Here is a 13,364-nt window from a genome sequence, read left to right on the forward strand (position 1 = left end):
CTTATGTATGCGACTGATGCGGGGGCGGGCAGTTCAGTCCGAACGCCTTCAATCCATTGTGGGAGCGGGCTTGCTCGCGAAGGCGGTGTGTCAGTCAACATACAGGTTGAATGTACTACCGCTTTCGCGAGCAAGCCCGCTCCCACACTGAGTCCGTGTCGGGTTCAGACAAATACAACTTCATACGGCAACCGCATCCGCTCCAGCAGCACCGGTGGCAGCAGCGGGGCGAGGCCGATGGCCGGTTCGCCGTCGAGCTGGCTGGCATAGGCGTGGGTCGCATGGCTTTTGCGCGCGACAGTCCAGGTGTCGAGGCGCACCTTGCGCGCACGATGCCACGGGATCAGTCCTCTATCCCGCGTCGGCCAATGCCACGCCCAGACCGGCATTTCGTTGAATGCTGCGCCCACCATGACCGCGGCCTTGGCGCTGGCCCGGCCGACGGTGTCGTGGTCGACGTTACCGTCCTCGCACCAGGTGCTGAACACCACATCGCCGGGGCGCAAATACCGGGCAATGAATTGCGTCAATTGAAGCTCCCGTTCAGCCAGGGCGTTGTCGGTGAAGCCTCCGCGAATCCATTTCAGACTGTGCATGGGCAACCCGAGCCGGCGCAAGGCTTCGACGCTTTCCTGGGGGCGAAACACACTCAGGCGTTTCTCCGACCACTGTTGCGACCCCGGATGGCTGGCGCTGCCGTCGGTAATCGAGATCAATTGCAGGGGGTGGCCCTGGGCGCTGAGCAACTGCAGCAGGCCGCCGCAGGTCACGACCTCATCGCCGGGATGCGGGGCGATCACCACGGCGCGTGCGCCGGTGGGGACCAGTGTCTGAGTGCTGATGACGGGGATGTTGTCCAGTTGCGGGGCGCTGTTCCAGATCTGTGCTGGCAGGCTGCTTTCGCTGAGGGTGACTGGTTTCATAGGTCTACGTCCTTGTTCTCGTGATAGCAATGTGCTGCGCTCCAAACCCTGGATTGCCGCGAGCAAGAGTATTGCTCATGTAATGCTATTCGTCGCGTTGATGTTCCATCTGGTCCGTTTTTTTATCCGTTCTGTGCCATGTCCCGCAGAAAGTCACCAAAACCTCCCCGGGCGCGGCTGTCCAGTCGGGCGCTGGTGACTACCTGCGGCCGTTGACTCCAGGCGATCGTCGCACCGCAGCGTTCGAGTTGCCGCACCAGTTGCACGTCTTCATCGCAGGCCAGCGGTTTGAAACCACCGGCGCGCCGGTAAGCCTCAGCGCTGATCCCCAGGTTGGCGCCGTGGATATGCCGGTGACCTTCGCGGGCCTGATAACGCTGGTGGTAGCGAATCTGTGCCGACGCGTCGAATGACTCGTGCCACGCGTCCACGGTGACAGTGCCGCAGACGGCGTCGGCACCGAGGGCCAGTTGCGCCACCAGCCAATCGTGCGCCACGCGGCTATCGGCATCGGAACAGGAAATCCAGCGCACCCCTCGCTCCAGCAGAAACCGCGCACCGGTGGCGCGCGCCTGGCCGACGTTACGCGCCTCTATGGCCAGGCTGTGCACCGGGTAGGCGCCAACGATCTCTGACGAGCGATCGGTGCAACTGTCGAGCACCACCAGTACCTCGACGGATTCACCGTTCAGCAAATCATGTTGCGCCGCGAGCAGAGCGGCTTGCAGGCACTCTTCGAGCAAGTCTTCTTCGTTATGCGCCGGGATCAAAATGCCGATCATCGCAACCCCTCCAGCGCGGCCACGGAGCGCGGTTCGCGGCTCCAGAGTTCCAACAGGAAATCGGCCTCCTGATGCAGGACCAGGCGCGGCAAGTGCAAATGCTCGTGCAGCAGGTCATGGACCTGTCGGGCATTCAATGGGCAGCCATCGATCGGAGGGCGCCAGTGGCAGGCCAGGAGCTGGCCGTCGGCGGTCAGCGACTGTGCGGCCTGCTCGATCAGGCGTTTGAGGTCTTCGGCGTCCAGGTAATAGCCGAGTTCGCTGAGGATGATCAGGTCGAACTGTTCGTTCGGCCAATCCCCCGGTAAACGGCTTTGGCGAACTTCGACGTGATCGAAGGGGCTCAGGCGGGTGCGGGCCAATGCCACCGCGGCGGCTGCGGTGTCGCAGCACAACAGGCGGTCGCAGCGGGTGGCCAGATTGAAGCTGAGTTCACCGTTGGCGCAGCCGGGCTCGAAGATGGCGCGGTAGTGGGGGCGGGGCAACGCGGCCAGGGTGATGGCGCGTTTGCGTTGTTCATACCAACGATCACGGAAGGCCCAAGGGTCATCGTTGCCCGCGAACATTCCGTCGAAATAGCGATCCTCGACGCTCATAGAAACACCACTTCGAACGGTTGCAGCAAACGCTCCAGCACATAGCCTGCCAGCACCGGCGGCAAGCCGACGTGCGGATCGCCCTCGAGCTGACTGGCGAAGGCGTGGATCGCATGACGCTTGCGGGCGACCAGCGCGGGTGCCAGCAGAATCTTTCGCGCCCGGTGCCAGGGCACCTGACTGTCCTCGGGGGTCGCCCAGTGCCAGGTCCACACGGGCAATTCATGCAGGGTTGCCCCGACGCGTTTCACCGCCTCGGCACTGGCACGGCCCACGGCCTCGTGATCGCAATGACCGTCCTCGCGCCAGGTGGTGAAGACCACATCGTCGGGGCGCAGATGACGTTCGATGAACGCGCTCAATTCACCCTCCCGTGCGGCGACCTGACTGTCGGCAAAACCGCCGCGCAGCCATTTCAGGCTGTGCAGCGGCAGGCCGAGACGACGCAAGGCTTCCACCGATTCCTGTGGACGGACTGCGCTAAGCCGTTCCACCGGCCAGCGCCTGGAACCGGGGTGGCTGGCGCTGCCATCGGTAACCGAGATCAGTTGCAGCGGTCGGCCAGCGGCGGCCAGCAATTGCAGGAAGCCGCCGCAGCCCAACACTTCGTCGTCCGGGTGCGGGGCGATGATCACTGCCCGGGCGCCTTCCGGCACCAGGGTCAGGATGTCGATCGCCGATAATTGCGCCAGATGGCTTGAGGTTTGCCATAAGTGCAGGGGCGTTCCCTGGCCGACAATCGGATTGGTTTTCATAACGTCCATGTCCCTCTGAGAACCTGTTGCCCGAGGGCTGCAAGGTCCCGCTCGGCGTGACTTTGACGCAGGAACACCGGCAGGTCGGCGATCAGTCGGGCGAACTGCCGATCCCTACAGTAGGGACCGGCACCCAATGCATGGCCGACGTGCTGGATGACCTGTTCAGCGCAGTGTTCGACGACTGCCCGGACACGCCGGGCCAGCAGTTCTGCATCGTCCAGTGGTGCGGCGTCGATAGTCAGTGCGCTGACCCGTAGCACGTCGGCAGCGGCTTGCAGCGCACTGTCTACCGCGCCAAGGTGGGCGAGGGCGTGGGGTTCTTCGCAGTGTGCGCAATGGGTGCGCAGGCGCTCGGAGATACTCTGCGCGGCGCCGTACCAGCAGGCGGCAATGCCGATCCCGCCTTGCCAGAAGCCTGGGCGCTGCAGGTAGTCACCGGGGTTGCCGATGGCTTGCGCCTCGGCGCCTTCGAACAGCACCTCGACGCTCCCAGTGGCCTCCATGCCCACCGCTTGCCAGCCTTGATCGGTGATAGTCACGCCGGGCTGATCCAGTGCCACCGCCACCAACTGTTGCCGGTCCTGTTCATCCCAAGCGGTAAGCAAGGCATGACTCAACACCGCCGCACCGGAGCACCAGGCCTTGCGCCCGTTGAGCGCTACCAACTGACCTTGCGGGCTGACGCGCACTCGTGCCTGGGGTGGTTCGGCGGCCCACATGCCCCAGGTGCTGGCGGGCGTCGGCGACCCACCGAGTTGCTGGATAATCGCCAGCGCATCGGTGTGGCCCTCGTACAGTTTGCACAACCCCAAGTCATGCCCACCGACCTCGGCCAGCCGCTGAAAACGCTCCAGCGTCTGGCCACCGCCGGGCAGCGGAAGCTGATCGAGACCCGCTTCCACCAGTGCCCGCAGGCAGCGGCCTAACGCCTGTGTGTCGGCGTAGTCCGCTGTCTGGCCCTGGAGAAATCCCTGAAAGTCCATTTCACTCTTCTTCCTCATGCTGCAATTCGAACAGCAGCAGCGAACGGCCGGTGACGGAATATTCGTGACCGAACTCGAAGCGCTCCTGACCTCGGATCGACGGTTGATTGGTGTCGATCATGCAGGTCCAGAAACCGCCATCGGGGACTTCCGGCAGCAGGAAGTTGACGATGTCGTGGTGGGCGTTGACCACCAACAGCAGGGTCGCGTCGGCACCTTTACGGCGGATGCCGGTTTCCTGGGCGCGGCCATCGAGCAGCATGCCCAGGCAACGGCCATGGCCTTCTTCCCATTGTTCGATGGTCATTTCGCTGCCATCCGGCGCGAGCCAGGTGACGTCCTTGACGCCAATGTCCTCGTTGTAATTACCGACCAGGAACCGTCCACGACGCAGGATTGGGTAGGCCAGGCGCAACTTGATCAAGCGTTTGACGAACTTGAGCAGGGCCTTGCCGTCGTCGCTCAGGTCCCAGTTGACCCAACCGATGTCGCTGTCCTGGCAATAGGCGTTGTTGTTGCCCTCCTGTGTGCGGGCGAATTCGTCGCCGGCCACCAGCATCGGCGTGCCTTGGGACAGCAGCAGCGTGGCAAAGAAATTGCGCATCTGGCGCTGACGCAGCTCATTGATCTCAGGATCGTCGGTCGGGCCTTCGACGCCATGGTTCCAGGACAGGTTGTTGTTGCTGCCGTCCTGATTGTTCTCGTCGTTGGCTTCGTTGTGTTTGTCGTTGTACGACACCAGGTCGTTCAGGGTGAAACCGTCGTGGGCGGTGACGAAGTTCACCGAGGCGTACGGTCGCCGGCCACGCTGATTGAACATCTCGCCGGAGGCGGTCATGCGACTGGCGAAGTCCGCCAGTTGGCCATCGTCACCTTTCCAGAACGCACGCACGGTGTCGCGGAACTTGTCATTCCACTCGACCCAGCCGGGCGGAAATTTACCGACCTGATAGCCACCGGGGCCGCAATCCCAGGCTTCTGCAATCATCTTCACCTGGCGCAGCACCGGGTCCTGACGGCAGGCCACAAGAAAGCTGTGACGTTCGTCGAAACCATCGTGGTAGCGCCCGAGAATGGTCGCCAGGTCGAAGCGGAAACCGTCCACGTGCATCTCCGAAGCCCAGTAGCGCAGGGAGTCGGTGACCATTTGCAGCACGCACGGGTGACTCAGGTCCAGGGTGTTGCCGGTGCCGGAATCGTTGATGTAGAAGCGCTTGTCGTCGGGCATCAAACGGTAGTAGGAGGCGTTGTCGATGCCGCGCATGGACAGGGTCGGGCCTTGTTCATTGCCCTCGGCGGTGTGGTTGTAGACCACGTCGAGGATCACTTCAAGATTGGCTTCGTGCAGGTGCGCGACCATTTCTTTGAATTCGGCGATCTTGCCACTGGCCAGGTAGCGCGGGTCCGGGGCAAAGAACGCGATGCTGTTGTAGCCCCAATAATTGGTCATGCCTTTGTGCAGCAGATGCTGGTCATTGACGAAGGCGTGGATGGGCAGCAATTCCACGGTCGACACGCCGAGCTTGCGGATATGTTCGAGCACGTCATCGACCATCAACCCGGCGAAGGTGCCGCGCACGTTCTCGGGGACGGAAGGGTGACGCATGCTGATGCCGCGCACGTGGGTCTCATAAATGATCGTCTTGTCCCACGGGACGCTGACGCGATGGTCGTGGCCCCAGGTGTGGGCCGGGTCAATCACTTTGCATTTGGGCACGAACGGTGCGCTGTCGCGTTTATCGAAACTGAGATCGGCGTCGGGGTGGCCGATGGTGTAGCCGAACAGAGCTTCGGACCACTTCAACTGGCCAACCAATTGTTTGGCATAGGGGTCGATCAGCAGTTTGTGGTGGTTGAAGCGATGACCATTGGCCGGGTCATAAGGCCCGTAGACACGGTAGCCGTAGATCAGCCCTGGATGGGCGTCGGGCAGATAGCCGTGATAGATCTCGTCGGTGTATTCCGGCAACTCGATGCGCTCCAGCTCGACCTCGCCGGCATCATCGAAGATGCACAGTTCAACCTTGGTGGCATTGGCGGAAAACAAGGCGAAGTTCACCCCCAGGCCATCCCAGGTCGCGCCCAGCGGGAAGGGCAGGCCTTCACGGATTCGCGAGGCCTCGACGTGAGGTTCTGGCGCGGCTTTCTTTGGACTGCTCATAGATGCTCCTGCAAATGGGGGACAATGACTTGGCTCTGGCTTTTTTCGAGGGCGAGCGAGCCCTCGGTGGCGAGGGGGCTCGCCACAAAGTCGTTCAGGGCAAAGAGGTGAAGCGTCAGGCAGTGGGCGGTTTGCGCGCTGCCCGAGGTTTTTTCTCGGTGGCTTTTTCGCCGGGCGGAATTACCTTTGAGGCCGCGGCTGGCTTGGCTTTGGCCTTGGTTTTCGGCTCGCCAGCCTCGCCAGCAAGCTTACCGTTGGGTTTGGCATCGCTCTTACTGGCTGGAGATTTGGCTGCGGCGGTTTTGCTACCCGCTGCTTTCGGCGATTTTTTCGGCGCCAGGGCTTCAGCTTCAGCCAGTTTGCGAGCCATCTCCCAATGGCGCGCTTCCTGACCTTCAGGCTTTCCTTCTGACTCCCAGATCTGATAGGCAAATTCGCGAACGCGTTTATCGTCGGTACTCATCGCAATGCTCCTGAACTGAACTCAAGTGTCGGTAGTTTGGATAAAGAGATTGACCGGGAAGTCCCCCAGCGCGGCGCTGATCAACAGCTCCCTGTGGGTTGTGACTGCAACGGTGGAAAAAAGTCCCTTCAGATTTTCCTCGGAGGTCGTGAACGGTAACTTGACCCTCGTATCGCCCCACAGCGGCGCGTCAATCTGTGGTTGGGCACTGTTTTTCAGCAATTCCGCACACCGGATCGGTACGATCACGATGGCGCGTTTGCCCGCCAGTGTGCGCACAAACCCAAGCACGCGATGAGCCTGGCTGCCGACGACTTCAAGGGCCTGGTAAGTCCCTCGCCGAAACAGCTCGGCATGCTCCGCTCGCAGGTGCAACGTGCGTGCAATCAAGGTTTGCTTGATGCGCCCGTCACGCCAGTTCGCCAAAAGATCGGGCAGATCCGATGAGATCCGCAGGGCCTGTTGGCGGCTGGCGTAATCCACTGGCCGGCGGTTGTCCGGATCGACCAGGGTGAAATCCCAGTAGTCATTGCCCTGATAGAGGTCCGGCACGCCCGGCACAGTCATGCGCAGCAAGGTTTGCGCCAATCCGTTAAGAGCGCCGGGTGCGGCGATGGACGTGGCCGCTTTGCCAAGGGCTGCGCGCAACAGTTCACCTTCGGGGCCCAACAGCAGACGTTGCAAAAATTGCTGAACCGCTTGTTCATAAGCGTCGTTGGGCGCGCTCCAGCTGCTTTGCAGCTTGGCTTCGCGCAACGCCTTTTGTTGCCACTGCCACACTCGTTGAGTGTAATTCTCGAGCGCCGCTTGATCGTCACTGCGCAAGTCGAGCGGCCAGCTGCCGAGGATCGCTTGATACAAGATCAACTCATCGCCCGCCGTCGGCATCTGGTCGTCATCGCGCAAAGGGCGGGCGAGGGTCCTCCACAACGGAACTTGCTCGGCATACCACGCGCTGCGCTCGCTCAACACCGCCAAGCGGGCGCGAGTGTCTTCGCCGCGTTTGTGGTCGTGGGTAGCCGTGGCCAGCAAATTGTCCGGAAATTCTTCCAGGCGATTGATGCACGCCCCGTGGAAGTCGGCGACCGGCGCGCTGAACTGTTCGGTGCTGAAACCCACATCATTGCGCGACAGCAACACCGCCGAGCGATAGAACGCGGTGTCCTCGACGGCCTTGGCAGCGGCCGGTGAGGTCAGTTGCTGAAAGCGCACGCAGGCATGCTTGAGCATCTTGCGCGGGCGACCCACCGGGCGTTTGCGCCAAGGTTCCCCCCCCAGCCAGCCGGCCAGGCAATCGAGTACCGGCCAGTCGGCTTCGCTGAGGGTTTGCCTGGCGCCGTCCATGGCTTGCTGGAAAAACACATCGTCTGCGGCAGAGCGGCCACGGGGACTGATATAGGTGCGGTACACCGGAAAATGCACAATCAGTTCCTGCAACGCCCGGCGAATAGCGCCGAGGGTCAGGTCGCGGGTCATCAGGTCATCCCGGGCCACTTGCAACAAGGCCTGGGCGACACTTTCGAAATCCCCGGCGAGGGAACCGTTGAGAATCTGCTGGCGGGCCAGTTGCGCTTCCTGGCGGAAATCCGCGGGGCGTTCGCTGTGTCGGTTCCAGAGTTCGCCCAAGGCTTGGGCGCCTTGCGGATCGTGTTGCAGCAGCGACAACTGGTTCATGAATTCGTAACCGGTGGTGCCATCCACCGACCAGTCCTGGTGCAGGGTTTCGCCTTCGCCAAGGATCTTCTCGACGTAGATCGGCAAGTGCCGCTCCGGGGACAGACTGTCGACGCGACGGCGCAGCTTGCGGCAATAACCCCGAGGGTCGGCAAGGCCGTCGATGTGGTCGATGCGCAGTCCGTCGACCAGCCCCTCGGCCACCAGTTCGAAGATCTTTGCGTGGGTCGCTTCGAACACCGCCGGGCGTTCGACCCGCAGGCCACCGAGTTCATTGACGTCGAAAAAGCGCCGCCAGTTGATGTCATCCGCCGCCGTGCGCCAACTGGCGAGGCGATAGCTCTGGCGCTCCAGCAGGTTGTGCAGGCGCTGAAAGCCTTCCGGGGTGAGCGAGTCGTAACTTTTCAGGTTCTGTTCAATGGTTTGAACAATCGCCGGATCGCTGGTCAGCTCGCGCAGCGCTTCCTTGAGCGGCATCGCCAGGCTGTGTGCGTCGGTCTGGTAGCTCAAGGTGCTGAAACGGTCGGCCAGTGATTTGAGCTGCTCGGCCTGATCGGCATTCAGCGTGTCGTCCACCTTGAGCAATTCACCGTAGCTCATCGGGCAAATCGGGAAATGATGCTCGTAGTGCTCGACATAAAACGCGCCGTGCCGGGCATCGAAGTGCAAGGCCAGCGTGCCGTCCTGCAAGGCAATGCCGTAGTCACTGCCGAGGAACGGCAGCAGCAGTTGGCCTTCCATCAACGGATCGGGCGAGTGCCACTGAATATCGAAGAACTCGCCGTAAGGGCTCAGGCGTCCCCATTCCAGCAAGTCCAGCCACCACGGATTGTCGCCACCGCCAACCGCCATGTGGTTGGAGACGATGTCGAGGATCAGGCCCATCTGTTGCTCGCGCAAGGCGCCGACCAAACGACGCAGTGCGGCTTCGCCACCCAGTTCCGGGTTGACCGTGGTCGGGTCCACCACGTCGTAGCCGTGCATGGAGCCGGCGCGAGCGCTCAGCAGCGGCGAGGCGTAGACATGGCTGATGCCGAGGCCGGCGAAATACGGCACCAGCGGCACCGCATCGTCCAGGGTGAAACCTTTATGAAACTGCAGCCGCAGGGTCGCCCGCAGCGGTTGGATAAGCGGCTGATTCATTGGTCACGCTCGGCCGCCTGAAGTCGCGCACAGGCGAGCAGTTCCAGGCGCCGGGCGGCGTCGGGATCATCGAGCAAAGCTTCGCTATAGCCGGGCAGGCGTCGGGACCAGTTGGGGTGAGCGTCCGTGGTGCCGGGCAGGTTGGCCTGCTGTTCGATACCCAAGGCATCTTCCAGCGGCAGCAACACCAGCGGTGCACGGGTGTGGCCGAGGAAGCGCGTGGCGGCATCCAACACTTGATCGGTCTCGTGGGACTCTTCGCGGAAGTTTTGCGGGTCCTCACTCAGCACGCGGCGCAAGCCTTCGCGCTCACGTTCGCGATGCTGGCGCCATTCGATTTCGCCCGTGGCGTCGACCAGACCAAGTCGCGCATTCCAGTCGATATCGCGGCCATGCCACCAGCCATTGAGGGTCGGCAGGTCATGGGTGCTGGTGGTCGCCAGGGCGTTGTCCGACCAGTCGAGAATCGTTTTGAAGCGCGCGTTGTCTTGTTCGAACAGCAGCACGCGCATGCCGAGGATCGAGCGGGCGATCAGTTTTTCCCGCAGGCCGTCCGGCACTGTGCCGAGGTCTTCGCCCAGGACGATGGCCTGGTGACGATGGGATTCCAGGGTCAGCAACCGCAGCATGTCGTCGATCGGGTAATAGAGGTAGGCACCGTCGGCCGGTGGTGCGCCATTGGGGATTACCCAAAGCCGTTGCAGGCCCATGACGTGGTCGATGCGCAAGCCGCCGGCGTGAGCGAAGTTGTCCCGGAGCATTTCAATGAAGGCGCGAAAACCGTGGCGTACCAGCCCTTCGGGCGAGAACGCGGAAATCCCCCACCCCTGACCCGTGCGGTTGAGAATGTCCGGTGGCGCGCCCACGGTCAGTGAGGCAAGCAATTCGTCCTGTCGACTCCAGGCCTGGCTGCCACCACCATCGGCACCCACCGCCAGATCGGCGATCAGACCGATGCTCATGCCGCTGCTGCGGGCGGCGGTTTGTGCGCGTTCCAGGCAGCGTGTGATCAACCATTGGCAGAAGGCGAAGAAGCCGATGCGACCGGCGTTCTCTTCGGCGAATTCGGCCAGCGCCGCGCTGCGCGGATCGCGCCATTGCTCGGGCCACTCGCGCCAGTCGAGGCTTTCACCCTTGGCGGCGCGGGCTTCCTGAATGGCTTCGAAGCGACAGTGGTTTTCCAGGGCTTCGCCACCGGCGTGCCGAAAACTGCTGAAGTCGGCATGCAGTGGGTGTTCGCCCAGCACAAACCCTTCGTACAGTGCTTGCAACAGACGGTGTTTGGCTTCGGCCGCCACCGGCCAGTCAATCAAGGTCTGTTCTTCCAGATGCTTGAGTTCCGCGGCCAGGCCGGTGGCATCAATCGCAGTCCGCATGGCGCGCTCGCCAAGAATGGCGCCCGGCGCGGCGTACAGGCTGTTGAGGAACAAACGGCTGGACGGTGAATAGGGGCTGTAGCGGCCGGTGTCGCTGGCAAACATCGCATGCAACGGGCTGATCGCCAGCGCTTCGGCGCCGCGTTCACCCGCTACCCGGACGAGGTCCTCCAGTGCCTGGGTGTCGCCGAAACCGCCATCGCCGGGGCGGCGCAGCGAATACAGCTGCACACTCAGGCCCCAGGCGCGGGGGATCGGGCTGTTGACCGCATCGCCGACGCTGTAGCAGCGCGACGGTGCAACGGCCAACGTGAAGGATTGTCCGTCGATGCTGACGTGCTGATAACCGACCGGTATCAGACCGGGAAGAATCCCTTTGGCATCCAGCTTCAGGTTGAGCCGTGAGCCATCTTCGAGGTGGATCTCGCAGGGTGTTTCCGGTTCGAAGTAATGGGCCAGGTCGAGGCCGACGCCGAAGTCTGCGGTCAGCAGCGGCGGCAGGTGCCGGGTCTGTTGCACCTGCTGCAATTCGTGCAGGCTGGCGTCGATTTCCTGAGCGCTGCCGGCCGGGTGGCCGAGTCCGGTGAGGACCGCGCGTAACACTGATGGAGCGACTTTCTGTGGGCGACCGTTGGCGTCGATCCAGTCGACAGCCAGGCCAGCTCGGCTGGCCAGTATTTCCAATTGCGCATCGCTCATTGGCGCTCTCCATCCGGGGGTAGCAAAGTGGCTGCGGCCTTGAGGCTGACTAGCGCGCAATACGGGGCAAGCGTGCCCTGTTCCAACAGGCCGGCCGAATGTGGCGGGGTTTCGAACAACAACAAAGCGTCGGCCTGTGGGGTGTGGACCACAGGGGTGTCGCTGAGGTTCAGGTCAATGCGCAGTTGACTACCATCGCCCAACTGCCAGCGCGCCGACACTGCGCCTTCGGCCAGCACCTCGGCCCCCAAGGCAAAAGTGCCGGGCACATTGGGAATGATGTGCTTGTGGCGAATCCGCAACAGTTGGTGATACAGGCCCTGCATGGCCGATTGCCTTGTGGCGGTCAGTTTGGGGCGGGACGCTTCAAAGGTCTGTTGCGCGTTCGGGTCGGGAATCTGTTCGCGTTTGTGGGGATCAGCAAACGCACTGAACGCGGCAAATTCGTTACGCCGTCCTTCGCGCACCAACTCTGCCAGTTCGCCGTGATGGCTGGTGAAGAACAGGAACGGTTCTTCGGCAGCGAATTCGTCGCCCATGAACATCAGCGGGATCATCGGTGACAGCAGCAACAGCGCCGTGGCGGCTTTCAAGGCGTCGGGGTGGGCCAGTTGGTGCAGGCGCTCGCCAAAGGCGCGGTTGCCGATCTGGTCGTGGTTTTGCAGGAACAGCACGAACGCGCTCGGCGGCAAGTGAGCGCTGGGCTCGCCCCGGTGCTCGCCATGCCGGGTGATGTGCCCCTGAAACACGAAACCCTGGCTCAAGCATCGGGCCAGTTGTTCGGTGGGGTTATCGGCATAGTCCGCGTAATAGGCGTCGGTTTCGCCGGTCAGCAGTACGTGCAGGGCATTGTGGCCGTCGTCGTTCCACTGCGCGTCGAACCCTTCTTCGAGCAGGCTGGCCTGATTGTGCTCGTTTTCTAGGTTAAGCCAGACATGTCGCGCCGGGTCGGTCTGTTGCCGAACCCTTTGCGCCAGCTCTTGGAGAAAGTCCGGGCTTTCGATGGCATGCACGGCATCCAGGCGCAAACCATCGAAACGATACTCCAGCAACCACATCAGCGCGTTTTCGATGAAGAAGTCCCGCACCTCGCGACGCCGAAAGTCGATCGCCGCGCCCCAAGGGGTGTGCTTGTCCTCGCGGAAGAAACCCTTGGCGTAACGATGCAGGTAATTGCCATCCGGGCCGAAGTGGTTGTAGACCACGTCGAGAATCACCGCCAGGCCATGGCCGTGGGCGGTGTCGATCAGGTGCTTGAGTTGTTCGGGCGTGCCGTAGGAGGCCTGGGGCGCGTAGGGCAGAACCCCGTCGTAGCCCCAATTGCGGTCGCCGGGGAACTGCGCCAGTGGCATCAGTTCGATCGCGGTGATGCCCAGCTCGACGAGGCGCGCCAAGTGCTGCTCGACTTCACTGAAGCCGCCAAGCGCACCGACATGCAATTCGTAGATCACCGCCTCATTCCATGGCCGGCCCAGCCAAGTGCTATGTTGCCACTGATAGGCGAGGGGATCGACCACCACACTGTGCAGGTGGATATCACCGGCCTGCGCGCGGGAGGCCGGGTCGGGCACCTCCAGCTCGCCATCAATGTTGTAGCGGTAACGCGTACCGGCAGGGCAGCGGGTGTTGATCACGAACCAGCCATCGGCCTGAGGCAACAGTGGCAAGGATTTTCCATCGTCCAGTTCGACACTGACGTAAAACGCATCTGGCGCCCACAAGGCAAAACGCGTGTGTTCTGCGTCCAGCATGATTGCGCCGTGGGGCCAGGTCTCAAGGGTCCGTAACGGCATCGTTGAAAACCTC

At 62.4% G+C, this 13,364-nt stretch carries 10 protein-coding genes; all 10 read right to left on the minus strand.

Translation table 11 applies throughout. From position 1 onward, the window contains the following. Positions 1-164: 164 nt before the first annotated feature. The 10 genes from ACA055_RS13945 to treZ all read right to left on the minus strand — a co-directional run bounded on the left by ACA055_RS13945 (position 165) and on the right by treZ (position 13,351). The gene (locus ACA055_RS13945; RefSeq protein ID WP_497684168.1) at positions 165-923 is read right to left on the minus strand and encodes a PIG-L deacetylase family protein; all 759 of its coding nucleotides are present in this window, start codon (positions 921-923) and stop codon (positions 165-167) included. Positions 924-1,045: 122 nt separating this feature from the next. Then, on the minus strand, positions 1,046-1,705 hold the full coding sequence (locus tag ACA055_RS13950) for a glycosyltransferase family 2 protein (RefSeq protein WP_497684169.1): 660 nt from the start codon (positions 1,703-1,705) through the stop codon (positions 1,046-1,048). Continuing rightward, positions 1,702-2,301, minus strand: coding sequence for an SAM-dependent methyltransferase (locus ACA055_RS13955; protein ID WP_497684170.1), 600 nt, complete (start codon positions 2,299-2,301; stop codon positions 1,702-1,704). The genes ACA055_RS13950 and ACA055_RS13955 overlap by 4 nt, the downstream gene beginning before the upstream one ends. Then, positions 2,298-3,056, minus strand: a complete 759-nt coding sequence (locus tag ACA055_RS13960; protein ID WP_497684171.1) for a PIG-L deacetylase family protein — start codon at positions 3,054-3,056, stop codon at positions 2,298-2,300. Before ACA055_RS13960 ends, ACA055_RS13955 begins: the two co-directional genes overlap by 4 nt. Then, the gene (locus ACA055_RS13965) at positions 3,053-4,042 is read right to left on the minus strand and encodes an acyl-CoA dehydrogenase family protein (RefSeq protein ID WP_497684172.1); all 990 of its coding nucleotides are present in this window, start codon (positions 4,040-4,042) and stop codon (positions 3,053-3,055) included. Before ACA055_RS13965 ends, ACA055_RS13960 begins: the two co-directional genes overlap by 4 nt. A gap of 1 nt (position 4,043) precedes the next feature. After that, positions 4,044-6,203: a glycogen debranching protein GlgX gene (glgX, locus tag ACA055_RS13970; RefSeq protein WP_497684173.1), complete on the minus strand. Its 2,160-nt coding sequence runs from the start codon at positions 6,201-6,203 to the stop codon at positions 4,044-4,046. A gap of 115 nt (positions 6,204-6,318) precedes the next feature. Continuing rightward, a complete protein-coding gene (locus tag ACA055_RS13975) occupies positions 6,319-6,666 on the minus strand; it encodes a DUF2934 domain-containing protein (RefSeq protein WP_497684174.1) in 348 nt (115 codons plus the stop codon). A gap of 21 nt (positions 6,667-6,687) precedes the next feature. Beyond that, positions 6,688-9,483, minus strand: a complete 2,796-nt coding sequence (locus ACA055_RS13980; RefSeq protein ID WP_497684175.1) for a malto-oligosyltrehalose synthase — start codon at positions 9,481-9,483, stop codon at positions 6,688-6,690. Beyond that, positions 9,480-11,558, minus strand: a complete 2,079-nt coding sequence (malQ, locus tag ACA055_RS13985) for a 4-alpha-glucanotransferase (protein WP_497684176.1) — start codon at positions 11,556-11,558, stop codon at positions 9,480-9,482. Before malQ ends, ACA055_RS13980 begins: the two co-directional genes overlap by 4 nt. After that, on the minus strand, positions 11,555-13,351 hold the full coding sequence (gene treZ, locus ACA055_RS13990) for a malto-oligosyltrehalose trehalohydrolase (RefSeq protein WP_497684177.1): 1,797 nt from the start codon (positions 13,349-13,351) through the stop codon (positions 11,555-11,557). Before treZ ends, malQ begins: the two co-directional genes overlap by 4 nt. Positions 13,352-13,364: the final 13 nt, after the last annotated feature.

The organism is Pseudomonas sp. LBUM1657, from assembly GCF_059716075.1.